The following is a 25,189-nucleotide window of genomic DNA, read 5'->3' as shown; positions in this document are numbered from 1 at the left end:
TAGTTTTTGAACCCCCGCCTGACTTTCAATGAGATTGAGTCGGCCTCAGGGTAAATTTGTGTATTTTTATTGGCAATTTGGGCTTGACCAATTCACGATGTCTTGCCGGGGTGTCAAAGTGTCAATCTAGGGAGAATCGATTAATCCATTCAGGAAAGCATGAAGAAGTTTTTGGCTAACCACAAAAGCAGGGCTGTTCGCTGGCTTTGTGCCACTTGCTGTGCAATAGGCCTACCCATTGGCTTGGTTTACGCTCAAGACACGGTGACCGAGTTTGATCCACCGATTGTGAATTATCAAACTGCTTCTGAGTTCAACGATTTGATTGAGCAGTCCACGCGACAAATTCGCTTGACTGCACAGGTGAATGACAACGGGGATGCATGGCAACTCTTCAGGAGATTGCGGCCCGCCATTCGAGATGCCTTGGGTACTGAAGGTTATTTTTCCCCCTCCATTCAGCGAATTGTTGATGAAACAGTTCCTGAGGATGTGGCGCCACCGCTGAACATCAAAATCGAGCCGGGGGTGCAAAGTAAAATTGTCTCGGTGGATATTGAATTCGATGGCGAAATCAACCAGGATGAATTTGCGCAGCGCCGTGAGCGGCTGAAAACCTTGTGGCTGTTGGGGGTTGGTCAACCCTTTAATCAAGCGGATTGGAGTGCCAGCAAAGACAGTCTTTTGCGAGACATGCTGGCCAAAGATTTCGCTGCGGCAACTCTTTCAGAAAGCGTTGCCGATGTCGACCCCGAGAAAAACACAGTTGCATTGCGCGTGGTTTACGACAGTGGCCCTGTGTTTACTTTTGGCGAGTTGCAAATAGAAGGCCTGAACAAATACCCCAAAGACCTGGTTTCACGTTACAACACCATTCGTCCTGGCGATCGATATGAACAGGAACGGCTGTTGACTTTGCTGGCGGATCTTCAAGGAACAACCTACTTCTCAGCTGTGGACGTGAAAATTGACGCAGATGACCGACAGCCCGTGAATGTTCCAATCGAAGTCACGGTGATGGAAAGTGACAGCAAGCGTCTGGGGTTGGGTGCAGGTTACAGCTCCAACACCGGGTTTCGGACCGAGGCTACTTATCAATTCAATAACTTGTTTGATCGGGCTTATTCACTTGTCACTGGTGTTCGGGTTGAGCAAAAGCGTCAATCGGCTTATGCCGATGTATTTCTTCCCCCGTCAACCCGCGGCATTACCGATTCGGTTGGGGTTGCAATTGATCATCAGGAAATATCGAACCTTGAAGTGGATCGCTCTTCTGTGGGCGTGATCAGGGAGTTCAACAAAGGCATCAATGATTACCGTTTGGGTCTGAATTTTCAGCTGGAAGAGCGAAGGGCGCTTGGCATCAATTTTGGACAAACCCAGGCGCTGGTTGCAAGTTCATCCTGGACAAGAAATGCTGTTGACGACCGATTGAATCCCTCTGAAGGATATATTGCCTTTGGTCAACTGGCTGTTGCTGCAGAACAGTTTGCCTCCGATCAGGATTTTGTGCGTTTGTACGGGCGAGTACAAAAATTTTGGTCACCGTCCCGGGAGAATTTATTTTCTGCCCGATTCGAGGCTGGTACGGTGGTGGCCAGTGCACGCCGGGATATTCCACAGGATTACCTCTTTCGCGCCGGGGGCACCAACAGCCTGCGCGGATTCGACTTTCTTGACCTAGGTGTTATTGATCAGGGGGTTTTGGTGGGCGGTCGTCGCGTGATGATCGGTAGCCTGGAGTACACACGCTGGTTTGATGGGGGGCCGCTTGGCGCCGCAGTTTTTACGGACGTGGGTGATGTATCAGACAACTGGAGCGACTTTGATCCCAAACCAGCAATTGGCGTGGGGGTTCGATACAAAACGCCTGCCGGTCCTATTGCTTTCGATGTGGCCAAAGCCGCTGACCAGGACAATTTAAGAATTCACTTCGCGCTGGGGGTGGCATTTTGAAGCGCGGTTTCTTTGCCTTTTGTACATTGCTGCTGGCGGCCATGGTGGCTGCTACAGCCGGAATTTTGTGGGTGGTTCACTCGGAACAAGGCCTTCGGTTTACTGTTGCTCAAGCGCAGGACTGGGTGAATGCCAATACGGACCAACAACTTGAGTTTGGCCGCATTCAGGGCACGTTGTGGCAAGGGTTTGACCTGGAGTTTATTCGATGGCAGCAAGAGGACACCAAGGTTGAAGCTGAGCAAATTCAGCTGGTAATTGACTGGTCGGGTGCCTTGAATCGATTGATTCGAATCACCAATTTGTCTGCACAGGTTGTGCGCGTCGATTCACCGCCTTCTGAAGACGATACACCTTTGGTATTGCCGGAAAAAATCAGCCTGCCAGTTGATCTGGATTTGCAGAATTTCAGCATGCGGCAATTGTTGGTGAATGGTGAAGAATTGAAGCAGGTGTATGTGAAGGTTTCGGTTCAATCGGAACAGCTAAGCGTTCATAATTTTTCCTTGAGTGTGCGTGACACACAGGTCGATTCCACACTCGAAATGACTTTGGCAAAGCCTTATCAAATCACTGGGTCTATGAATGCACAGCGCAATTTGGAGGATGTGTTACTGAATGCCACGCTGGCGGCAACAGGTTCCCTGGAGCGCTTGGAGCTTGCCCTGGATGCCAAAGGGGAAAACCCAGAAAGGGCAGATCAAACCCAGGGTGTGCAAGCCAATGCGGTGCTTACGTTGTGGGGTTCAACCCCATTTGAAACTGTGCGTATAAACGCGGAAAATTTTGATCCATCCAATTGGCTGGATGGGGCACCGCGCGCCTCGCTAGCGATTGTTGCAACCGTTGAGCCCAATGAAGATTTCTCCGAAAGTATTGGTAATTTCTCGGTTCGGAATGCGCAGCCTTCAACTGTTCAGTCTGGGGGTTTGCCACTGGCTTTCATGCAAACCCGTTTCAAGTTGGTTCTACAAAATCAACTTCCCGAACAACTCGATTTGTGGGTGGATCAGCTTCAGTTGGCCGATGGAAAACGTCAGGCTGGCAATGCGAGCGCTGTCATGCAATGGCGCGCGCCCAAGCAGCCGGTTGATCAAGTGCCCACGCTTGATGTATTGGCCGGAGACGTGAATTTTGATGTCAAGACAAGCAATGTAGATGCGTCAGTGTTTGCCACTTTGCCTCAACGACTCGCATTGACATCCTCTATTCAAGGCACTAAAAACGGTACGCAGTTGCGGGTAGATCGCCTTTTGGTTCGCGACCGGCAAGCTGAGCTTCGCGGGAAGTTGCATGTGGATTTGCTTGGGAAAATGCCAACTGACGTTCAGATTGAATTGATGAAGATCAACCCGGCCAACTACGTTCCGGATGCCAGTCCTTTCTTGCAAGGTGACTTGAACGGGAAGGCCTCTTTCAGGGGCGTTCTGGTTCAGGGCGGACAGGCTGGAACGATTGATCCTTTGGGTGACTTCAATCTTGATTTGGTGAATTCCCGTTTGGCCAATGCCCCACTTACACTGGTTGCAAAAGCCACTGGCGGCGTGTCGCGCTTAAGCAATGTGTTGCTGGACCTGGACGTGGTGGGCAACACAGTGAAAGCCCAAGGGAGTTACGGAACACAGTCTGATTTCGTGGATTTGGATGTGAACCTGGATGAGCTGCCGCGCCTCGGAAAACTGATTCAAATGCCACTTTCGGGAACGGCGCGATTGAAAGGAAAGCTGCGTGGATTTGACGGAAACTTCTCGGGTGAAGGCAATGTCGACGTTCGCCAATTGAAACTGGATGACACCATTCAAATCGAGACAGTGTCCGGACAGTTCAACCTTGGTTCGGCGCCAGATTCACCTTGGGTTGGTGACATTGTGGCGAGCCAAGTGAAGGTGCCTGGCGCGGCAACCAACACCTTGAATGAATTAAAACTGACGCTTCGAGGCATTCGCAATCAGCATGAGTTACGGGGTGTGTTTTCCAGTGGCTTGCAGCCATTTAGCCGCTTGCGTCAATTGAAAGGCGAGTTTGCTTTTGCGGGTGGGATCGGTGTTTTGCGCACATCGAAATCGGTTTCAGGCTGGAAAGGACAGCTTACCCAACTGAAAGTGGAGGGAATGTGGTTGCCTGCCCGCAGCTTTTCACTTCAGGCACCGGCACCACTTGTTCTTGCACCGGGGTATGTCGAACTTGCAGATTTTGTTCTCAAAGGTGAAGACACCTCGGTGTTGAACAACAGAATTCTTCGCATTGCGAACAGGGAGATTCGGGTTGAGGGTGAAATGCCCCAGTTTTATTTCCCACGCATGTCCCCAATATTGCGCAAGCAATTGACGGTAGAGCCCAAAGACCTGATCGCGAAAGTGAACTGGACCTACCTGGCCAATCCCAACAAGGTGGATGGTCGTGTGAATATCCGGCATGTGTCAGGTGGTTTGCAGATTCTGGAGGATTCACAAGTGGACGTGGATATTCGAACCCTGACTGCAAATCTTGACTTTAACCGAGAGGCGGCCAGTGTGGATTTGAACATTCTTGCTGACGATTTCGGTGCGGTGACTGCAAACTTGAAATTGCCGGTTCAGCAGAATCCGCAAACCAAAGCTTGGGAAATTGCTGGTGATCAAGCCATGCAGGGCTCTGTGGCAGCCGGCTTTACAGAGCTTAACTGGCTTGGGCCCATGATCAGCGGTGGGGTTAGAACCAGCGGTGCAGGCCAGGTTGCCATGGCGATTGCAGGTACTGCAAACAACCCGGATGTGCAGGGGCGTTTGTTTGCAATGGATCTGGATGTGTTTCAGCTGGATCAAGGGGTACGCTTTGAAGACGGTAACGTGGTGGTTGACTTCACCACCGACAAGGCCAGTATCGACACATTTGAATTCACGGTATACAACCGTCGCCCGCCTCGGCGCTACATCGAGGAGTTGGGTCCTCTCATCCAGGGCAACGGGAAAGTGAAGGCAGAGGGTGTCTGGAATTTGACAGGTCTGAATGGTGAAATAAGACTGTCCATGGACAGGGTTCCCTTGTTGCAGCGCCCTGACCGATGGATGATGGTGAACTCGACTGTCACTGTGCAGCAACCCAGTGTCGAGGGCCAACCCTTAAAAATTCGGGGGGAAGTGGATACCCTTGGCGCATATTTTGAGATGCCCGAAAGTGGTCCACAAACCTTGGGCGACGATGTGTTTATTCAGGGGCGCAGTGAACTGGCCGGGCAGGGTTTGCCAATTGATCTGCAGTTGCGCGCCAATCTGGGCGAACGCTTTTACGTGAATGCTGAGGGCTTGCGAAGTCGACTTGAGGGTGGTTTGCGTTTGGTGATGCTTGAAGGGGTAGGTGGCAGTGGGCAGCGCCGATCAGGCCGGCGTTTGAGCGCAACTGGCACCATTCAAACAGTGAGTGGTACCTACCGTGCATACGGGCAAGACCTGTCAATCGAGCGCGGCGTGGTTAATTTCCAGGGCCCTCTGGACAACCCTGGACTGAATGTTCGTGCGGTGCGCAAAGGCGTTGCAGTTGAAGCGGGTGTTGAAGTGACTGGTACGGCGCAGCGACCCAAGGTTAGTCTGGTGAGTGAACCGGCAGTCCCTGATTCTGAAAAGCTGTCGTGGATGATCCTTGGGCGCGGCAGTGGTTCAGCAGATCGTGATTCCACTTTGTTGCTGACAGCAGCTGCGGCAATTTTTGGTGATGAAGACGAAAGCACCACGCGCAAAATTGCGAAATCAATCGGGATTGATGATTTGAGTTTAAGTACTGGTTCCCTGACTGCAGCGGATTCCCGCGCAGTGGGCAGCAAGGTGGCTATTGCGCCCGGTGCAGATGCCTCTGCAAACGTGATTGGATCGGACGACCCCTTGCTCTCCCAGCGTATTGTGTCGCTGGGAAAGCGATTCAGCGATCGTGTTTACCTGAGTTTTGATCAATCTGTAACAACGGCTGCCAGTATTCTGAAATTGAACTATCAATACTCTCGCAAGTTGAGTTTCATCGCACGAGCCGGTGCGGACAATGCAGTGGATGTGCTTTATCAATTCTCTTTTGACTGATCGCAGGACACCATGATCAATCCTGTCAGACTTGAAAAACTGGGTAGTTGGTTTGCCGGTGTGAGCTCGGTCCGCGACCACGAACCCTGCGTCTTGATGTTGTCTACTTCCAATGGGCTTGAGCGCGCAAGCGTAGAAACATTTGTGGGTCAGTCGTTTGCAGCCAGCTGGAATGCGCTAAGTTCCCATGCGTGCACTTCCTTTCGCAAAACATTGCTCGATTTTGAGCATGTACGCGTAGATCGGGTTAGCGAAATTCAAACAACAAGCTGGGCGGAGCTAAAGGCGCTGCTGTCAACAACAAAACGAAATTACTTCGGTTATGGAATCGCCCTGGATCCGCAGTTCAAACATTCTTTTTTGTGGGGCGAGCTCAACGGCAACGCCATGTTGTACGGCGGCTCAGAGGAAGAGTTCGCGAAGCTCCATGTTATAAATTTCGAAAAGTACGCCAGAAAGAAATATGGTCAACCATTCGTGTTGAATCATGATGATGATCAGCCGGTGTATCTGTTTTTGACGCAAGGTGCTTACATCGGTAAGGATGAAACCGTGCACGGCCTGGAGCCTCACGGTGTGGCTGTAGGGCGTCGCACGCTCCCCGATCTGGATGCAGATTCCTGCCGGCAGCTGGTGTTCAATGCCAGCGAATTTCTGGCCCGGCAAGTCAAGGACAGCGGCCAGTTCGTGTATGGATTGTTTCCATGCTTCAACAAGGAAATTCCAACCTACAACACCCTTCGCCATGCAAGTTCTACCTACGCCATGATTGAGGCATGGGAAGTCACACAAAGCGCTTTTTTGAAGTCGGCGATTGAACGTTCGCTACTTTGCTTGACGCAGGAGTTGATCAAGCGGGTTGAATTAAGCGGTGGAATTCAGGCGGCCTTTTTGGTCGACACCGGCAATGAAATCAAGCTGGGTGGCAATGCGGTGTGTATTCTCGCGTTGGCCAAGTACACCGAACTGACCGGCACCACGGAATACATTGAATTGATGGAGCAACTGGCCCAAGGCCTGGTTGCCATGCTTAATCCGAGCACTCGCCGCTTTGTGCATGTGCTTAACTATCCTGATCTTTCCATCAAAGAACAATTCAGGATTATTTATTACGATGGTGAAGCCGCATTCGCCCTCATGCGTTTGTACAAAATCACCCGCAGGGCAAGGTGGCTTCAAGCGGTGGAGTTGGCTTTTGAATATTTTATTGAAGCCCGTCACTGGAAAGCGAATGATCACTGGATGAGCTACTGCGTGAACGAGCTTACCCAGTACCGACCCAAGCGAGAGTACTTTGAGTTCGGAATTCGCAATTTCGCAAATCACCTGGATTTCGTGCTGACACGCATCACCACTTTCCCGACCTTGCTCGAGCTGATGATGGCCGCCGAACAAATGCTCTCTCGTTTGCAAACCATGCCTGAGTTTGCCGACCTGTATGCACAGGTGGACACCGAGAAGTTTTATCGAGCCCTGCACTGGCGCGCCAATTATTTGACAACCGGTTATTTTTGGCCTGAATGGGCCATGTATTTTGCGAAACCCGACACGCTGAACGGTTCGTTTTTTATTCGGCATCATGCTTACCGGGTGCGTATTGATGATGTAGAGCACTATGTATCGGGTTTGGTGGCTTACCGGAAGTTTTTGGTGCAGGGTGCCTTGTCTCAGAATCTGGAACCGGCCAAGCCAAACAAGGCATTGAACGCCAAAGTTCAAGAGACCAATTTTTGGTTTCTGAACCAGAACTTTGGTTTTCAGCGTTCGGGCGTTGAGAATGCAGCTTTGCTTCGATATCGGGTTTTTGAGCAAGAGATGCATGTGCGACCAGTGTTGTTGACCTGTCGCTATAACCCACGATTGCATGAGTCAATCGAGAAGTTGGTGGCCAACAAGGCTTTGCCCGAGTCTTCAGTGTGCCGGTCAGTTCACGATTATTTTCAGGATGCAGAGCTCGTTTCAACTCAACTGAACACTGGTCAGTCGCTCTTTGAGAATCCAATGCTCTGCAGCCAGATGGTCGCCGGCAGGCGGGATATTCGCGTAACGAGCCCGCAAGGACAACTGCTGATGTACGTGGTTCGCAATCCTGTGAACGACATGCTGATTCACATCAATCATTTTTCTGGCGGAGTGAAGTTCAGAAAGGATTATTACGATTGCCGTGGATTTTTAAGTTGCATGCAGTACCTGGATTCAGATGGCGCGGTGAACCATGAACACTACTTGCGCCCCGATGGCACATTGGCCATTGCCAAGCTTTACAAGCGAATTGACAAAAAACAACTGCTGTCGGATATTCGCCTACACAATTCAACCGGGGCGCTCGTGGCCTGTTTGCACAGTGAATCGGAATGGCTGACTTATGCTTTGGTTTCCATGTTGAAAAAGCAGGGCGGTAAACACGTGCTCATCGTGGACAAAAATCGGTATTGGTACTTGCCTGCGGTGACTGCGCGTGATCACTTGCATCGGGAATCGCCTGGGCAGGTGGCAGTGGTGCCTGTTATTCACGCTCTCCATACACACACCGTGGCAGATATGGCCACGAGTCCGACCAACTCCAATTTCAGGGATATCTTGCACGACATCAAGCGTCCGGATGCAGTCATTACACTGACCGATCAACAAATGAATGACATCTCTGCACGCTACGGGGCAGGGCAAATGTTTCCCATTGGCCATTCGTGCGAATTAAAGGACTCCATCCCGGATTTCAAGACTCGGGACAGATTTCGAATTGTCTCCATGGCCAGATACAGCCCCGAGAAAAATCATCACCTGGCAATCGCAGCTTTCGCCAAAGTGGTGAAGAGGTATCCCGAGGCGCGTCTTGATTTTTACGGTTTTGCAGTGGCGGGTAGTTCCCTCTTGTCTGATTTGAAGACACAGCTTGAATCGTTGGGCTTGCAGAACCATGTTGGTTTGAATGACTGGACAGATGATCCTGCGGCCCATTACATGCGTGCAGGTTTGTCGCTGTTGACCAGCCAGGCCGAGGCTTACTCACTGGCCATTATGGAAAGTATTTGCCACGCATGCCCTGCAATTGCTTTTGACGTGCCGTATGGACCCTCGCATTTGATTGTGCACGGTGAAACTGGTTTGCTAGCGCCATTTGGGGATACAGATGCGCTCGCGGATCACATACTTTCTGTTTTTGATAGTTACGAATTTCATGAAGGCTTAAGCAAAAAGGCTTTTGCTTCCGCGAACCGTTTCAGCCACGCCGAAGCGGCGCACAATTGGCGTCAATTGTTCTCAGTTGTTGGAGTGTCGTCATGACTGCTGTTCAAACCGCAATTTCCCTGCTCACCGTATTCGACTGGATCGCGGTTGCATTTTTTGTGATTTGCTTTCGGGGTTACAACTACGTGTTCGATGGTCGCAGCCGCTTTGGTCGCCATGGATTGGCGCAAAAAACGCATGAGTTCCGCAAACTGTGGGCGCGTGAAATGCTTTCTCGCAGCAACCGCGTGGGCGACACCGCGTTGATCGGTAACCTGGTCAACAGTGTTACTTTTTATGCCAACACAACGATTTACATCATTGCCGGTTTGTTCGCCCTGTTGGGTACGCTCGATCAGTTGGTCAACATTACCAGCGACTTGCCGTTTAGCCGGGAGGTTAGCCGTGGTTTGATGGAAATCAAGGTGCTGTTGGTGCTCACCGTGTTTGTGGTGGCTTACTTTAAATTCACCTGGAGTTTGCGCCAATTCAACCTGCTGACCATTTTGGTAGGTGCTGCACCCGACGGTAATCCGGACAAGGATTACAACGAAGCCTATGTGTCGCGCATGGCGCGCATCAACAGCCTGGCCGGTGATGAATTCAACCGAGGCTTGCGCAGTTATTATTTCGGTATTGCCTCGGTCACCTGGATGATTCATCCAGGTTTGTTGATGGCCTTTAGCGCACTGATTGTGTTTGTGTTGATCCGCAGGGACTTCTATTCAGAAGCCCTGGAGATCATGTCGAGATAAAAAACCAATCGTGAATTACCAGCTGCTGGTTTCGCGTTCGGGGCTGGCGCTGACCTTGTGAATGGTCAGGTCGGCACCGTTGAATTCCTCTTCGTCATTCAGGCGAATACCCACAGTCATTTTCAATAGGCCATACACCACGAAGCCACCCAGCAAAGCGAATGCCACGCCAGCCACAGTGCCGATCAACTGGCTCATGAACGACACTCCGCCCATGCCGCCCAAGGCTTGCTGGCCAAATACGCCTGCTGCAATACCACCAAAGGCGCCGCAAATGCCATGCAATGGCCACACACCCAATACATCGTCAACCTTCAAGCGGTTTTGCGTGAAAGTGAACATGTATACAAACAGCACGCCTGCGATGGAGCCCACAGCCAGCGACCCCAGCGGGTGCATGATATTGCTGCCCGCACACACGGCCACCAAACCGGCCAATGGGCCGTTGTAGGCAAAGCCTGGGTCGTTGCGGCCCGCAGCCAAGGCACCCAGGGTGCCGCCCACCATAGCCATCAGGCTGTTTACGGCCACCAAGCCTGAAATGCCTTCAATTTTCTGGGCGCTCATCACGTTAAAACCGAACCAACCCACTGCCAGCACCCAACTGCCCAGCGCCAGGAAGGGGATGGATGAGGGCGGGTGCGAGCTGATGCGCCCGTCTTTGGTATAGCGGCCACGACGTGAGCCCAGCAGCAACACGGCGGCCAAAGCGATCCAGCCACCCACAGCGTGAACCACCACGCTGCCTGCGAAGTCCATAAAGGGGGCGCCAAAGCTGGCAGTCAGCCATTCCTGAAAGCCATAGTTGCCGTTCCACACCATGCCTTCAAACACGGGGTAAACCAAACCCACCAAAGCCGCGGTGGCCACCAATTGGGGCACAAAGCGCGCGCGCTCGGCAATGCCACCCGACACAATGGCAGGAATGGCGGCCGCGAAGGTGAGCAGGAAGAAAAACTTCACCAGCGAATAGCCGTTGCCTTCATTAAGCACGGTGGCTGGTTCGTAAAAACCCACGCCATAAGCAATGGCATAACCGATGAAGAAGTAGCTGATGGTGCTGACTGAAAAATCAGCCAGAATTTTGACAAGGGCATTGACCTGGTTCTTGTGGCGCACCGTGCCCACTTCCAGAAATGCAAAACCGGCGTGCATTGCAAGCACCATGATGGCGCCTAGAAGCACAAAAAGAGTGTCCAGTGCGAGAGTAATTTGTTCCATTTTGGTGAATTTTGAGGTTTTTGGTTAAAAGTGGGGCATTAGTTGCAAAAACAATGCCCGCTTTTTAGGCAATTTTTGCACCGTACTGGTGCGAATTCAATCAGGTCTGGATATCAAGCTTTCTCAGAATGCGGACCACGTCGGCGGAAGAGTTCTCCTTCTGATGTCGTTTTTTCTCGGAATCGGACACCACAGTTTTTGTGTAGCCTGCCCAGAAGTTACACAACATGGGCGAATGCGCAGGGTTGTTGGCAGGTGCGCCGCGCAGGAAGCCCACCTGCTTGATGCACGCTTGAAGATCGGGGGTGCTTTGTTTCAGCACACCAACGGGATTGGCATGTGGGTTTATCAAGCCCAGGTCTTGGCATTTTTCAATGACATGCAGTGAAATTTCGGCCAATGGCTTTAATTTCACCTGGGTGTAGTCGGCATTGAATTCAAGGCAGTTTTCCAGTTCAATTTCCGATCCGAATTCGGCCTGAATGGCCCGGCGCAAAGGCTCGGTTTTCAGTTGTTCAGTCGGGATGCCGGTACTTAATTTACTGTGGGTGTGGTTGCAAAACGTTTGGGCAATTTGTTCGGCAACTGTATTGGCCAGCACGGCGGGTGTAATGGTTTGCCGAAGTAATTCTTCAGCCATCGGGCCCGCCTGGTTTTGGTAAGCCTGTGTGGCGTACCGGTCCTCAACTACTTCCAATCCCCATTGCCCTGCCACATGATTCTTCAGGGCTTGAATATGGTGAATTTCAAGCTGCAGGGCAAGTTTGTCATTTAAACGTGGCTTGTCTTCATGCCTTACCAATTGTTGAAGGTGTTGCTCGATAAGGTTGTTTTTGGCGCGGGTCAACACCCCGGCCAAGCCTGTTTGCTGGCTGCACAGGTCTCTGGTGTTTTCAAGAATGTTCAGCGTTTCGCCTTCATTGCACACGCCCAGCCCCTCTGCCAAGGCCAGTGCGCAAGACAGTTTTTTGTCTGCTGGAATGTTCGGGTTGTTCAGTTGTTGTGCAAACAGGTTCAGGTTGCGCCGGCTTTCGTTGACGACCAACGGTGAAAGCTTGTCGGCATTGCAATTGACCCGGGTTTGAAGAAAGTGATTCAAATTACCAATTGCTTTTTGCCGTTGTGCACCCGTACTTGCGTGTTGCCCCACAAACTGCTGAATATTCTTGATGGTGGTGTTCAGTTGCGCAGTGTAGGCTGCGCGTAATTCGGGAGATTGCTTGAAAGCTGCCCAGGCTGCACCGTTTGGTGCAATTGCGGGCAAGTCGATGCCACCCGCATCAGTGTGCATGGTTTTTGCAGCCTGCGCAGCAAGCTGACTCCAGCCCGCGGCAGTGAAACCTTCAACAGAACTCGACATGCAGATTGTGGTGGCTTGATTTGTATTGTGTGCCCAATCAGTGATCAAGGTTCCATGTCAGTTCGCCTTCAGTTCGCTTTCAATGCACCCCATAAAATTCCAAACAGGTCGTCAAACTGGTCAATCAGTTTGTGGCTTTCCTTGCGCAAAAAGTGCATTTGAGCCACGCGCCCGAATACGCCCATGAACACGTCCAGCAGCATTTTGCTTGAAACGGTGTCGTTAAATACGCCCTTGTGCTGACCTTCTTTCAGCATGCCCAGAAAAGCCCCCATCAACTCCGGGCTTTCATACACGGGCAAGTCCTGGTAGCGGCTGGCCGGGATTGATACGGTCAACAGCAATATCACTTTGGGGTGCTTGTCAAAGTAGTCCAGCATCACCCACAGGGTTTTGCGCAGGCGTTCCCGGTAGTCTTCAATGCCTTCAAGGTGGTCGATCATGCGGTTGGCCAACCTGCTCAATGTGGCGTCCAGCACATAGGCCACCAATTGTTCCTTGCTGCCAAAGTATTTGTAAATGGTTTGCAGTGAGACATTGGCGGTGCGGGCCACCTCAATTAAAGGCACGCTGTTGAAGTCATGGTTGGTAAACAGCTCCAGCACTGCATTTTCTATGCGGTCCAGCGTGGCCTTTCGCATGTTGGCGGGGTTGGCATTCACATCGACTTTGTTGTTGCTTGCGCTTGCGTTCATAGTGACCGGACCCACTTGCCGGGGGTTCAATGGGGTGAATCAAAAGGCGAATCATCTGGTGCTAATGTTGGTGCGGTCAACCACAAGCACCCAACACCATGAGAACAACCGTTAACCTTGATGATGAATTATTAACCAAAGCCCAGCAGCTTTCCGGTCTTGGCGAGCGAAATGAACTGCTGCGCGAAGCCCTGCGCGCACTGATACAGCGGGAAAGCGCCCGCAGGCTGGCCTTGTTGGGGGGCACCCAACCCGAATTACAAAACATTCCTCGCAGGCAGTGGCAGTTGTGAAGGTACTCGTCGACACCACCGTGTGGGTGGATCATTTTCATCAGTCCGAACCCCAACTGGTTCGCCTGCTGAACGAGGGCTGTGTGTTGGGTCATCCTTTTGTGCTGGGTGAAATGGCACTGGCCAACCTTCAAGACCGTGATCGCATTCTGAATTGGCTGGCCGATTTGCAGCCCTCAGTGCCTGCTTCGCCAGCCGAGGTGCTTGAACTGATCGAATTGCGCAAATTGCATGCACAGGGCTTGGGTTATGTGGACACGCACCTGTTGGCCTCCGTGCTGTTGTCGCCGGGAACTACGCTGTGGACTCGCGACATGCCGTTGTTGCGCGTCGTAAAGGAATTGGGCTTGCAGCCGCCGATTCAAGACCGGTTTTTCATGCATGATTCAGCGCGCCGCTACACAGGGGATGAAAAACGGTAAGCCAAATTACCATATGCATAGAGGTGACACTCTAAAGTAACTTCTTGGGTTGATTGTGCGTTTGCACATCGCCATTCTGGACCGTGAAGAATTCACGATACCTTCGGTAATTTTCATTACCGAATCCAGAAAATCCAGGAGGCACAGATGCCATCGGCACTGATATTTGACGCAGTAAGAACCCCACGGGGCAAAGGTAAGAAAGACGGCAGCCTGCACCAGGCCACACCAGTTTGGTTGCTGAACAACCTGCTGACCGCTTTGCAACAGCGCAATGATCTCGACACCAGCCTCGTCGATGACTTGGTGCTGGGTTGTGTAACCCCAGTGGGCGAGCAGGGCGCTGACATTGCACGCACAGCTGTTCTGGATGCAGGTTGGGCTGAAACTGTTGCGGGTGTAACCCAGTCACGCTTCTGCGCTTCAGGCCTTGAGTCAGTGAACCTGGCAGCAGCCAAGGTAGGCAGCGGTCTGGAAGACATGGTGGTTGCGGGTGGCGTAGAAAGCATGAGCCGCTGGACCATGGGCAGCGATGGCGGTGCCTGGTTCATGGACCCCCGCATCAACGACAAACTTGGCTTTATTCCCCAAGGCATTTCTGCCGACCTGATCGGTACGCTGGAAGGCTTTAGCCGCACCGATGTAGACACGTACGCCGTGGAAAGCCAGCGCCGTGCTGCCAAGGCCCAAGCCGAAGGCCGTTTCAACAAAAGCCGTGTGCCTGTGAAGGACCTGAATGGTTTGATCATGCTCGACCACGACGAATTCATTCGTGGCAATGCCACCGTGGAAAGCCTGGCCACTTTGCAGCCCTCATTTGCAATGATGGGCAGCATGGGTTTCAACGCAACCGCCCTGCGCAAGTACACCACCGTTGAAAGCATCAACCACATTCACCATGCGGGCAATTCTTCCGGCATCGTAGATGGCGCTGCTTTGGTATTGGTTGGTAGCGAGGAAGCCGGACGCAAGGCTGGCTTGAAGCCACGCGCACGCATTCGCGCTGCCGCAGTAATCGGTTCCGAGCCCACCATCATGTTGACTGGCCCAACGCCAGCCTGTTTGAAGGCTCTGCAAAAAGCAGGCTTGAAAGCTTCTGACATCGATTTGTGGGAAATCAACGAGGCATTCGCTGTGGTACCCATGCAAACCGCACGCAACCTGGGTATCAGCCTGGACCGCGTGAACGTGAACGGCGGATCGATCGCCATGGGCCACCCACTGGGCGCAACTGGCGCAATTATTTTGGGCACTTTGCTCGATGAACTTGAGCGGCAAGACAAAACCCTGGGCCTGGCCACACTGTGTGTGGGCGGCGGCATGGGTATTGCCACCATCATCGAACGCATTTAATTGGCCGAAGGAGAAACAACAATGAGTGCAGTGAAATTTGAACTCGGTCAGGATGGCATCGCGGTAGTCACACTCGACATGCCCGGCCGTTCCATGAACGTATTGAACGAAGAATTGATGGGCCCGTTTGCGGAAGCCCTGACCCGCATTGAAACCGATGCGGCTGTGAAGGGTGTGGTGCTGACTTCTGGCAAGCCAGAATTTCTGGCCGGTGCCGACCTGGACACGGTTTACAAGATCACCGATCCACAGCAGGCTTTTGATTTGGCAGAAGCCTTCAAAACCCTGTTGCGTCGCATGGAAAAGTGCGAGAAGCCCATTGTGTGCGCCTTGAACGGCACCGCACTGGGTGGAGGCCTTGAACTGGCCATGGCTTGTAACCACCGCATCGCGCTGAACAACCCCAAAGCCAAATTCGGTTTGCCCGAAGTGAAGTTGGGCTTGTTGCCCGGCGGTGGCGGCACGCAGCGTTTGCCCCGCATGATTGGCATTCAGGGCGCACTGGAAATGATGACCCAGGGCACCGAGCTGCGCGTAGAGCAGGCGGTGAAGAAGGGCATTATTCAAGACACAGCAGATTCAGTTGAGGAAATGATTGCCAAGGCCAAAGCCTGGGCCATCGCCAACCCCAAGGCCTTGCAGCCTTGGGATGTGAAGGGCTTCAAATTCCCCGGTGGCGATTCCAAGCACCCAGCCATTGCGCAAATTTGGGCAATTGCACCGAGCATGGCCAACGCCAAGGCATTCGGCAACTACCCCGCGCTGACTCACATTGCAAGCTGCGTGTTCGAAGGCGGTATCACCGATATCGACACTGGCTTGAAAGTGGAAAGCCGTTACTTTGCTGCCTGCGTGTTGTCGCAAGAAAGCAAGAACATGATGAACACGCTGTGGTATCAGCTCAACAGCATCAAAAAAGGCCAGAGCCGCCCAAGCGCACCTGCGAAAAGCAAGGTCAAGAAAATTGGCGTGCTCGGTGCAGGCATGATGGGTGCGGGCATTGCCTATGTGTCTGCGAAAGTGGGCATTGAGGTGGTGTTGATCGACGCCACTCAGGAAGGTGCAGACAAGGGCAAGGCCTACAGCACCAACCTGCTGGACAAAGCCATTGCCAAAAAGCGCAGCACCCCAGAAAAGAAAGAAGCGTTGCTGAACCTGATTACTGCCACCACCGACTACTCCAAATTGGAAGGTGCGGATTTGGTGATTGAAGCTGTGTTCGAAGACCGCGCCGTGAAGGCCGATGTCACTGCCAAAGCTGAAGCGGTTATTCCAGCAACAGCCGTGTATGCGTCCAACACATCGACCTTGCCAATTACTGGCTTGGCCGAAGCATCCAAGCGCCCCAACCAGTTCATCGGTTTGCACTTCTTTAGCCCCGTGGACAAAATGCCGCTGGTTGAAATCATCATGGGTGCAAAAACCGACGATGAAACACTGGCCAAGGGCTTTGACTATGTTCAGCAAATCGGCAAAACACCGATTGTGGTGAACGACAGTCGCGGCTTCTTCACCAGCCGTGTGTTTGGCACCTTCCTGATGGAAGCAGCCGCCATGGTGGGCGAGGGTGTTCACCCGCGTTCCATCGAAATGGCAGGTCTGGAAGCCGGCATGCCCATGCCACCTTTGGCTTTGTACGACGAAGTGTCACTCAGCTTGAGCTTACTGATCATGAAGCAAACCAAAAAAGACATGGAAGCCGCGGGCCAAACTTTCCCCGATCACCCAGGTTACAAAACACTGATTACTGTGGCTGAAAAGCATGGCCGTATCGGCAAGAAAGACGGCAAGGGCTTCTATGACTACACCCCCGCAGGCAAAACTTTGTGGAAGGGTTTGAGCGAAGAATTCCCGCTGGCCAAAGAGCAGCCAAGTTCACTGGAAATTCAAGACCGTCTCATGTATATCCAGGCCAATGAAGCCGCACGCTGCCTGCAGGAAAAAGTGCTGCGTTCCGTGGCGGATGGCAACATCGGTTCCATTTTCGGTTTGGGCTTCGCGCCATTCACAGGCGGTATGTTGCAGTTCATCAACGCCAAGGGCTTGCCCGAGTTTGTAAAGCGTTGTGAAGAATTGGCTGCCCAGTATGGCGAGCGTTTCAAGCCCGCCAGCATGCTGGTGGAAATGGCCGCACAAGGCAAAAAGCTGGAAGACAATCTGGCGTAATTTTTACCCGGTGGGGCCGTTTGCTTTGTGCAGATGGCCCCGCATTGTTTGACGAAAACAGGAGCAGTAACCATGGTATTCAAAGCAATCATGAATGGCTTGATCAAAGCCAAAGCCATGCCGCAAATTTCGCCGACCGAGCGCCAGGCGCTTGAAGCAGGCACGGTGTGGATCGACGGCCAGGTTTTTTCCGGCAAGCCCGACTTTGCAAAAATGTTTGCCGAGCCCTATTCAAAACTGAGCCAGCGTGAGCGCGAGTTCATCGACGGCCCAGTGCAGCAACTGTGCGAAATGTGCGACCCGCATGAAATTGCGACCACACGCATCATTCCGAAAAAAGCAGTCGACTTTTTGGCATCTGCCGGTTTTTATTCCTTCCTGATTCCCCAAAAGTTTGGTGGTCTGGAATTTTCGGCCAACGCCATTTCAACCATCATGGCGATGATCACGTCGCACAGCCCATTGCTGTCGACCTTGGTGGTGATTCCCAACAGCTTGGGCGCAGCCGAATTGATCAAGCACTACGGCACACAAGCGCAGAAAGAACATTACTTGCCACGCCTGGCCACTGGTGAATACCTGCCCTGTTTCGGTTTGACCGAACCCACTGCAGGTTCAGACGCTGCTTCAATTCTGGCGCGTGGTGTGGTGTTTAAAAACGCAGAAGGCAAGGTTCAAATCAAACTGAACTTTCGCAAGCGCTACATCACTTTGGCACCTGTGGCCAACCTCATTTCTTTGGCCTTCAAACTGCACGACCCGGATAACCTGTTGGGCAAAGGCGCTGAGCCTGGCATTACAGTGGGCCTGGTTCACCGTGGCATTCCTGGTCTGGAAATGGGCAAGCACCACCAGCCGATTGGTGATGCGTTCTACAACGGCCCGATTATTGGCCGCGATGTAGTCATTGACGCCGACGAAATTATTGGTGGTACTGAATGTGCCGGCCAGGGCTGGCGCATGTTGATGGAACAGCTGGCCGGTGGTCGCGCAGTTTCATTGCCTGCTGGTGCGGTGGGTGGCGTGCGTGCAGCAGCGGCTGCTTCAGGCGCATACGCCCGTGTTCGCCAACAGTTCGGCATGCCGATTGCTGAAATGGAAGGCATTCAGGAAAAGCTGGCCGAAATTGCAGCCATGGCTTACCTCAGTGAAGCGGCACGCGTGTATGCAGTGAGCGCACTGGACAACAATGAGCAGCCCCCGGTTGTTTCTGCTGTGTGGAAAGCCTACCTCACCGAGCTTTCACGTGAACAGGCGAAGAATGCCATGGACGTGATGGCGGGTGCCGGTGTAATGCAAGGCCCCAACAACGTCATTGGCCGTGGCTACTGTTCAGCCCCGGTTGCCATTACTGTTGAAGGCGCGAACATCATGACCCGTTCGCTGATTACCTTTGGTCAAGGCGCTGTACGTTGCCACCCTTACGCTTTCAAAATTGCGAATGCGCTGGAAGCCAACGACCTGCCCACATTCAGCAGCGCCTTGAAAGGCTGGATTGGTCACATGGTGGTGAACACCAGCCGCTTGCTTGGCTTAACGCTGACTCGTGGTTACCTGGCCAGCACACCAAAAATTGATGGCGTAACACCCTACATGCGCAAGCTTGCTTGGGCGTCTTCACGCTACTCATTCCTCACCGACATGGCCTTGATTACCGTGGGTGGCAAGCTGAAAGCACGCCAGCAACTGACAGGTCATTTTGCCGATGCATTGGGTTGGCAGCTGTTGGCCATTTCTACCATTCGCCGCTATGTGGCTGAAGGTGAAATCAAGGAAGACTTGCCACTGGTGCAGTACGCTTGCGAATACGCCTTGGCGAAAGTTCAAAAAGCGTTTGAATCCATTTACGCCAACTTCGGCAACAATGCAGTGGGCTTCTTGCTGCGCACCGTGGGTTACTTCAGTTTGCGCGTAAACCCCTTGGTGGGTTCAGGCCTTGATCGTTTGGTGCCTACCGTGGCCAAAACAATCACCAAGAGCGGTGCCCAACTGGGCCGTATCACAGGTGATTTGTACATGCCCAAGTTCAACCTGGCCGACATGGACAGCGATGAAGTGCTGGCACAAACCACAGGCGTGAAGCGTTTGATGGCGGCCTTCCAGGCCGTACAGGAAGCCGAAGTGGTGCAAATGAAAGTGATTCAGGCGCGCCGTTCCAAGCTGGTGGACAAGGGTTCTGTGCAGGAAATGGCAGAAGCCGCATTGGCCAAGGGCATTATTACAGCAGCCGACAAAAAGTTGCTGGACCGTGCCAACCGCATCAGCCTGGAAGCCATCATGGTTGACGAGTTCACACCGCAGGAATTCTTCGGTGACAACTCGGTAACTTACGCACCCGGCTTTGAATGTGCCAATGTGCCCAATGTAAGCCATGGCGCAGCGGTACAAGGTGAGCGCTTGAGGGTTGTGAACTCTTAACGTGGCGTTCATGTGAACAGCGCCCCGGCTTGGCTAGGGGTACTGTTCGCTTCGCCCGATTTTGCAAGGTTTCCCGGCGGATTCGCAGCGCGGGGCGATTGCTGAAAGCAATCGATGCGAAGACGCTGTGGCGTTTCGCATGCCCCAAGCCAGAAGCATCAAGCCGGATCGAGAAACCTTGCTCAGGGCGAAGCGAATGGTGCCTCAAGCCAGGCTAGGGTCGATCCGGTCCAAATCAACAAAGTTATTCACAATCAATCACCGAGGCCATTACTCATGTCACCCATTCAAGACCCCACCTTGCTCGAAGGCATCACCGTGCTCGATTTGTCGCGCAATTTGCCCGGGCCTGCGACGTCACTGATCTTGCAGCAAATGGGTGCCACGGTCATCAAGATGGAACCACCCCACGGGGATGACGCCAAAAGCATGCCCATGTTGTATGCCGCTTTGAACAGCAGCAAACAGATTGTGACTGCGGACTTTCGCACGCCCGAGGGCATTCAGGCAATGAAAGATCACGCAGCCAAAGCGGATGTGTTGATTGACGGCTTCCGCCCCGGCGTGATGGCCGACATGGGTTGTGGCTACGACACTTTGAAAGCACTGAATCCGAAATTGGTGATGTGTTGCATCACCGGTTATGGCCAGAAAGGCACATTGGCTGAAAAGGCTGGCCACGACATCAATTACATGGCGCTCAGTGGAGTACTTGATGGCTTGCAAACAGCCGACGGCGACATCCCGGTGCCTGCGGTGCAGTTTGGTGATTTGTTCGGTGGTACGTCGGCCGCCGTGCAAGGTATTTTGGCCGCCCTGTTGAAAGCGCAGCGTACAGGGCAGGGCACCTTTGTGGATGTGTCCATGACCCACAACCTGTGGAAGCAAAACATCATGCCCGAGAGCATGGAACAAATGTGGATCATGCTCAGCGGCAAGCCCGCCAAGCATCAAGACGATTTGCTGAGCGGCGGCCTGGCCTGTTACAACGTGTACAAAACTGCAGACCAGCGTCATTTGGCGGTAGGTTCACTGGAGCACAAGTTCTGGAAAGTGGCTTGCGAAGCCATGGGCAAGCCCGAGTGGGTGAATATTCACTGGAGTCGAGGTGCCATGCCCGGTACTCCCCCGGCGGTTCAAATGCTGGCCGACATGAAGGCGCTGATTGCATCCCAACCCCTTGCACATTGGGAGCAGGTGTTTGGCAATGTGGATGCCTGCATTACCCCTGTCCTGACCCGAGCCGAAATCAAGCAGAGAAATTTGCTGCGCATTTGATGTTTTTTCGGATGGGAAAGTTGCGCCGGTAAATCGAGTACTGCGTCTAAAATCCTGAATTCTTTGGGTTAACTTACGCGATTCTTACCAAAATCGCGGGAAGAATGGTATTGTTGAATTTGCCGGAAGTCTTATACAACACTTATAAAAACCGAGCCCACGCAGGCTCAGCCGGGGAGACATAAAAAGCCACCCACAGTGGCCCTCCTTGGCCGCATTCGCTCGGTTTACAGGAGATCAGTACATGTCAGCACGTCCCGACGAGGCCGCCCCTAAGGTGTCGCCCGATCAATTCAATGGTTTTGTCAGCAAAGAAGCGCAGGAGCTTTTTGAGTCTCATTACTGGACCAAAAGCTACCCTCCAGGCGTCAGTGGCGATATGCCCCCATTGCGATACACCAGCATGCTGGAACTGGTGGCCGAATGCCTGAAGAAGTATGCAGACCGCCCCGCGTTTGTGTCTGCGGGCACGGAGTTCTCTTACAAGCAAGTCGACGATATGTCGGACCAGTTTGCGGGCTACCTGAAATCGATTGGTGTTCAAGCAGGCGATGTTGTGGCCATTATGTTGCCCAACTGTGTACAGTTCCCTGTGTGCTTTGTGGGTGCCATGAAGCTGGGTTGTACTCTGACCAACGTCAACCCCCTGTACACCGTGCGTGAACTGAATCACCAGTTGAAAGACTCTGGCGCAACCACCATTGTGGTGTTCGAGAACTTTGCCAATACCTTGCAGCAGTCGCTCGAGGGTACCAAGGTCAAGAACATTGTGATCACGCAGCTGGGCGATTTGCTGGGTGGCTTGAAGGGCCTGATCGTGAACTTTGTGATGCGCAAGGTCAAGAAAATGGTACCTGCTTACAACCTGCCACAAGCGGTGCCGATCAAGAAGGCCTTGGCTGCTGGCAAAGGTGTTTCTTATCCCAAGCCCAGCCCCAAGCTGGACGATGTGGCTTTGCTGCAATACACGGGTGGTACCACTGGCGTTTCCAAAGGCGCCATGCTGACTCAGCGCAACCTGATGAGCAACATGGAGCAGGGCTTGGCCTGGATGAGCGAAGCCATTGGCAAAGACCCGATTTGTGTGGTCACCATGCTGCCGCTTTATCACATCTACGCACTGGCGGTGAACTGCATGTTGTTCATGACTTTTGGTGCGCGCAACATTCTGATTGCCAACCCACGTGATGTGGGCACTGTGATGAAGGTGCTGCGCAAAGAAAAATTCCATGTAATCACTGCGGTGAATACCTTGTTCAATGCTTTCCTGAACAACGAAGAATTCTGCAAACGTGATTTCTCCGACATGAAGTTTGCAATGAGCGGCGGTATGGCTTTGCAACAGCCTATCGCTGAGCGTTGGTACAAAGTAACCGGTTGCGCAATTTCTGAAGGCTTCGGCATGACAGAAACTTCGCCAGTGGTTACAGTACCCCCGCTGCATGGCGGCGAGCGCCCTGCATTCCGCGGCAACGTGGGTTTGCCTATTCCGGGCACCGAAGTGCGTTTGAAGCGTGACGATGGCCTGTGGGCTGGTTTGAATGAACCTGGTGAAATTTGTGTGCGTGGTCCACAAGTGATGCTGGGTTACTTGAACCGCCCTGAAGAAACCGCCAAAACAATCGACAAAGACGGGTGGCTGGCCACAGGTGACATTGGCACCATGGACGAGCAAGGCTTCGTGAAAATTGTAGACCGCAAGAAAGACATGATTATCGTAAGCGGCTTCAACGTGTTCCCCAACGAAATTGAAGACGTGGTTGCCCAGCACCCAGGCGTGCTGGAATGTGGCGTGGTTGGTGTACCCGACCCAGTGACTGGTGAGAAAGTGAAACTGGTTGTGGTGAAGAAAGACCAGAGCGTGACCAAGGAAGACTTGATTGCACACTGCCGCCAAAACCTGACCGGTTACAAAATTCCTTCATTTGTTGAGTTCCGCGACGACTTGCCCAAAACCCCAGTGGGCAAGATTCTGCGCCGTGAACTGCGCGACAAGCCGAAAGAGACTGCGTAAATCAGTGAGTTCAATAAAAAAAGCCACCTTCTCAGGTGGCTTTTTTTATTACCGCAGCCTGCCAAAGGCAGCTGGATCAGATTTAGTTGCGTACGTACATCTCAACGCGACGGTTTTGAGTGCGGCCTGCTTCGGTGTCGTTGGTGGCTACCGGAAAGCGTTCGCCCAAGCCCGCAGCTGTCAAGCGACCACCATCGATACCCTTGCCAGTCAGGAAGCTGGTCACCGATTGTGCACGGCGCACGGAAAGGTCCTGGTTGTACTGGTCGCTGCCAGTGCTGTCGGTGTAGCCAATCACGCACACAATGGTGTTGGGGTTGTCGCGCAGTGTGGCTGCAATTTGGTCCAATGTACCGGCAAATTGCGATTTGATTGCTGTTTTGTTGGTGTCAAACAAGGCGGCACCAGGAATGTCCAGCATCACAGAACCATCGCGTTGCTCACGCACGGCGATCTGGCTGCCCACCAGGTAGCCGAACAGGCCACCCAAGGCCGCACCGCGCACGGTGTCTTTGCCGTCAATGCTGTTGCCCACAATAGCGCCGCCGATGGCGCCCACTGCGGTACCAATTGCAGTTTTGGTGTTGTCTACTTTGCGCTCAGGGGCAACCGGGCAACCGGCTACGGCCACGGGCGACCCGGGGGCGGGCTGTTGTGGGGCTTGCGGTTGCTGAAATATGCCGCCGCCGTTGCTGGCACAGCCTGCGGCAAACAAAGTAAGGGCGATTGCTGAAAGTTTGAATTTGTTCATGGTGTATTCCTTGGGTTTTGTTCTGAATCAATTGCTGTCAGTTTCATTCTAACGCCTCACCGTTTTACAGGTTGACTATAAAAATTTCATGGCGCTACACTGCCACATGCTTAAATCATTGACGATACTTCTTGCTTTTCAAGCCTTGGGCGAGTTGCTCAGTTTTGCCCTGTTCCCATCCATTCCCGGTCCCGTGCTGGGTTTGATCGCCTTGTTGGTGTTTTTCTTCATCAAGGGTGGTGTACCCGCCGATATTCAATCGACCGCCAATGTGTTCACAGCAAATCTAGGTTTGCTGTTTGTGCCTGCGGCGGTGGGTGTTGTCGTGTTTTGGCCTGTGCTGGCTGAATTTGGTTTGGTGATCTTGATGACCTTGCTGGTCAGCGTGGTGGTGACTTTGGTGGGCACTGCCTGGTTGCTGGACAAACTGGCTGCCCGCTTCATGCCGGGTGAAGTGAGCGAGGGTGGCAAAAATGAATGAGTCTGCCCGCCGCGTGCTGGAGCTTCCTGAAATTTGGGTTTACCTCAGTGGTAATCCACTCAGCGCCTTGTTTCTCACCTTGCTGGCATATCAAATTGGCCTTTGGTGTTACAGAAAAAGTGGGCAGCATCCGTTCACCAACCCGGTCATGATTGCGGTGTTGTTGTTGGCTGCATTCTTGCAAATCACGGGTTTAAGTTACCAGCAGTATTTTGAAGGTGCCCAGTTTGTCCACTTTTTATTGGGCACAGCCACCGTGGCATTGGCGGTGCCTATTTACCAGGGGCTTACTGCGGTCAAGGGGCAAACCATTCGTACTTTGGTGTTGCTGAGTGCAGCTTTGTTGGTGGGTGGTGCTTTGTCGATCGGCAGCGCTCTGGGTACTGCTCATCTGTTGGGCGCCAACTTGGATATTGTTCAAAGCTTGTGGTCCAAATCGGTGACAGCACCCATTGCTATGGGGGTGAGCGAACGCATTGGTGCCTCGCCCACGCTCACGGCTTTGTTTGCGATCGTCACCGGAATTTTGGGGGCAGCGGTGGGCACCTGGCTGTTTAATTTCATGGGCATGAAGCGTTGGTGGGTGCGTGGTTTTACCATGGGGATTGCCGCGCATGGCATTGGCACGGCCCGGGCATTTTCAGTGCACCCCGAGGCTGGGCGCTATGCCAGCTTGGGCATGGGTTTGCACGGCATTTTTGGTGCGCTTTTAATACCGTGGGTGTTTGGTTTTTTCAGCTAAAAGCCAG

At 52.8% G+C, this 25,189-nt stretch carries 17 protein-coding genes; 13 read left to right on the top strand and 4 right to left on the bottom strand.

Annotated elements, in window-relative coordinates; all coding sequences use genetic code 11:
- Positions 1-159 precede the first annotated feature (159 nt).
- Genes HKT17_RS13390 through HKT17_RS13375 form a run of 4 tightly spaced genes read left to right on the top strand, consistent with a single transcriptional unit; the run spans position 160 to position 9,988 of the window.
- Positions 160-1,956 (top strand): autotransporter assembly complex protein TamA, encoded by a 1,797-nt coding sequence (locus HKT17_RS13390; RefSeq protein WP_105027353.1) that lies wholly within the window; start codon positions 160-162, stop codon positions 1,954-1,956.
- A complete protein-coding gene (locus HKT17_RS13385) occupies positions 1,953-6,005 on the top strand; it encodes a translocation/assembly module TamB domain-containing protein (RefSeq protein WP_171100722.1) in 4,053 nt (1,350 codons plus the stop codon). Before HKT17_RS13390 ends, HKT17_RS13385 begins: the two co-directional genes overlap by 4 nt.
- Before the next feature lie 12 nt (positions 6,006-6,017).
- A complete protein-coding gene (locus HKT17_RS13380; RefSeq protein ID WP_171100720.1) occupies positions 6,018-9,290 on the top strand; it encodes a glycosyltransferase in 3,273 nt (1,090 codons plus the stop codon).
- Positions 9,287-9,988, top strand: coding sequence for a DUF599 domain-containing protein (locus HKT17_RS13375; protein WP_105027350.1), 702 nt, complete (start codon positions 9,287-9,289; stop codon positions 9,986-9,988). Before HKT17_RS13380 ends, HKT17_RS13375 begins: the two co-directional genes overlap by 4 nt.
- Positions 9,989-10,003: 15 nt before the next feature.
- Here the strand turns inward: HKT17_RS13375 and HKT17_RS13370 are convergent, their stop codons facing one another.
- From HKT17_RS13370 to HKT17_RS13360, 3 genes are all read right to left on the bottom strand, one after another.
- Complete coding sequence (locus HKT17_RS13370; RefSeq protein ID WP_171100718.1) at positions 10,004-11,209, bottom strand: ammonium transporter; 1,206 nt, start codon at positions 11,207-11,209, stop codon at positions 10,004-10,006.
- Between the two features lie 100 nt (positions 11,210-11,309).
- Entirely contained in the window at positions 11,310-12,569 is a 1,260-nt protein-coding gene (locus HKT17_RS13365) for a hypothetical protein (RefSeq protein WP_171100716.1), read from the bottom strand.
- A gap of 68 nt (positions 12,570-12,637) precedes the next feature.
- On the bottom strand, positions 12,638-13,264 hold the full coding sequence (locus HKT17_RS13360) for a TetR/AcrR family transcriptional regulator (protein WP_105027347.1): 627 nt from the start codon (positions 13,262-13,264) through the stop codon (positions 12,638-12,640).
- Positions 13,265-13,362: 98 nt separating this feature from the next.
- Here HKT17_RS13360 and HKT17_RS13355 point away from each other — a divergent pair, with 98 nt between their 5' ends.
- The 7 genes from HKT17_RS13355 to HKT17_RS13325 all read left to right on the top strand — a co-directional run bounded on the left by HKT17_RS13355 (position 13,363) and on the right by HKT17_RS13325 (position 23,208).
- A complete protein-coding gene (locus tag HKT17_RS13355) occupies positions 13,363-13,557 on the top strand; it encodes a type II toxin-antitoxin system VapB family antitoxin (protein WP_105027346.1) in 195 nt (64 codons plus the stop codon).
- Complete coding sequence (locus HKT17_RS13350; RefSeq protein ID WP_205882436.1) at positions 13,545-13,979, top strand: type II toxin-antitoxin system VapC family toxin; 435 nt, start codon at positions 13,545-13,547, stop codon at positions 13,977-13,979. Before HKT17_RS13355 ends, HKT17_RS13350 begins: the two co-directional genes overlap by 13 nt.
- A gap of 147 nt (positions 13,980-14,126) precedes the next feature.
- Positions 14,127-15,332 carry an acetyl-CoA C-acetyltransferase gene (locus tag HKT17_RS13345; protein ID WP_171100714.1) on the top strand — a complete coding sequence of 402 codons (1,206 nt, stop codon included), beginning with the start codon at positions 14,127-14,129 and terminating at the stop codon, positions 15,330-15,332.
- A gap of 21 nt (positions 15,333-15,353) precedes the next feature.
- Positions 15,354-17,498, top strand: coding sequence for a 3-hydroxyacyl-CoA dehydrogenase NAD-binding domain-containing protein (locus HKT17_RS13340; protein ID WP_171100712.1), 2,145 nt, complete (start codon positions 15,354-15,356; stop codon positions 17,496-17,498).
- A 72-nt stretch (positions 17,499-17,570) separates the two neighbouring features.
- A complete protein-coding gene (locus HKT17_RS13335; protein ID WP_240965819.1) occupies positions 17,571-19,916 on the top strand; it encodes an acyl-CoA dehydrogenase in 2,346 nt (781 codons plus the stop codon).
- A gap of 276 nt (positions 19,917-20,192) precedes the next feature.
- Complete coding sequence (locus HKT17_RS13330; protein ID WP_171100708.1) at positions 20,193-21,194, top strand: CaiB/BaiF CoA transferase family protein; 1,002 nt, start codon at positions 20,193-20,195, stop codon at positions 21,192-21,194.
- A gap of 244 nt (positions 21,195-21,438) precedes the next feature.
- Entirely contained in the window at positions 21,439-23,208 is a 1,770-nt protein-coding gene (locus HKT17_RS13325) for an AMP-binding protein (RefSeq protein ID WP_171100706.1), read from the top strand.
- 82 nt (positions 23,209-23,290) lie between these two features.
- On the opposite strand, the gene HKT17_RS13320 is transcribed toward HKT17_RS13325, so the two are convergent.
- On the bottom strand, positions 23,291-23,959 hold the full coding sequence (locus HKT17_RS13320) for an OmpA family protein (protein WP_171100704.1): 669 nt from the start codon (positions 23,957-23,959) through the stop codon (positions 23,291-23,293).
- A 106-nt stretch (positions 23,960-24,065) separates the two neighbouring features.
- On the opposite strand from HKT17_RS13320, the gene HKT17_RS13315 reads away from it, so the two are divergent.
- Entirely contained in the window at positions 24,066-24,440 is a 375-nt protein-coding gene (locus HKT17_RS13315; protein ID WP_171100702.1) for a CidA/LrgA family protein, read from the top strand.
- Complete coding sequence (locus HKT17_RS13310) at positions 24,433-25,182, top strand: LrgB family protein (RefSeq protein ID WP_171100700.1); 750 nt, start codon at positions 24,433-24,435, stop codon at positions 25,180-25,182. Before HKT17_RS13315 ends, HKT17_RS13310 begins: the two co-directional genes overlap by 8 nt.
- Positions 25,183-25,189 lie beyond the last annotated feature (7 nt).

The organism is Limnobacter sp. SAORIC-580, from assembly GCF_013004065.1.
GTDB lineage: Bacteria > Pseudomonadota > Gammaproteobacteria > Burkholderiales > Burkholderiaceae_B > Limnobacter > Limnobacter profundi.
The sequence above is the reverse complement of the archived record's forward strand: the minus strand, read 5'-3'. Positions and strand labels throughout refer to the sequence as shown.

Bases quoted from the DNA above. Each gene is read 5' to 3' on its own strand.
- HKT17_RS13380 (WP_171100720.1), top strand. From the start codon at position 6,018: ATGATCAATCCTGTCAGACTTGAAAAACTGGGTAGTTGGTTTGCCGGT.
- HKT17_RS13315 (WP_171100702.1), top strand. From the start codon at position 24,066: ATGCTTAAATCATTGACGATACTTCTTGCTTTTCAAGCCTTGGGCGAG.
- HKT17_RS13355 (WP_105027346.1), top strand. From the start codon at position 13,363: ATGAGAACAACCGTTAACCTTGATGATGAATTATTAACCAAAGCCCAG.
- HKT17_RS13335 (WP_240965819.1), top strand. From the start codon at position 17,571: ATGGTATTCAAAGCAATCATGAATGGCTTGATCAAAGCCAAAGCCATG.
- HKT17_RS13340 (WP_171100712.1), top strand. From the start codon at position 15,354: ATGAGTGCAGTGAAATTTGAACTCGGTCAGGATGGCATCGCGGTAGTC.
- HKT17_RS13365 (WP_171100716.1), bottom strand. From the start codon at position 12,569: ATGTCGAGTTCTGTTGAAGGTTTCACTGCCGCGGGCTGGAGTCAGCTT.
- HKT17_RS13370 (WP_171100718.1), bottom strand. From the start codon at position 11,209: ATGGAACAAATTACTCTCGCACTGGACACTCTTTTTGTGCTTCTAGGC.
- HKT17_RS13345 (WP_171100714.1), top strand. From the start codon at position 14,127: ATGCCATCGGCACTGATATTTGACGCAGTAAGAACCCCACGGGGCAAA.
- HKT17_RS13325 (WP_171100706.1), top strand. From the start codon at position 21,439: ATGTCAGCACGTCCCGACGAGGCCGCCCCTAAGGTGTCGCCCGATCAA.
- HKT17_RS13375 (WP_105027350.1), top strand. From the start codon at position 9,287: ATGACTGCTGTTCAAACCGCAATTTCCCTGCTCACCGTATTCGACTGG.
- HKT17_RS13320 (WP_171100704.1), bottom strand. From the start codon at position 23,959: ATGAACAAATTCAAACTTTCAGCAATCGCCCTTACTTTGTTTGCCGCA.
- HKT17_RS13390 (WP_105027353.1), top strand. From the start codon at position 160: ATGAAGAAGTTTTTGGCTAACCACAAAAGCAGGGCTGTTCGCTGGCTT.
- HKT17_RS13330 (WP_171100708.1), top strand. From the start codon at position 20,193: ATGTCACCCATTCAAGACCCCACCTTGCTCGAAGGCATCACCGTGCTC.
- HKT17_RS13310 (WP_171100700.1), top strand. From the start codon at position 24,433: ATGAATGAGTCTGCCCGCCGCGTGCTGGAGCTTCCTGAAATTTGGGTT.
- HKT17_RS13360 (WP_105027347.1), bottom strand. From the start codon at position 13,264: ATGAACGCAAGCGCAAGCAACAACAAAGTCGATGTGAATGCCAACCCC.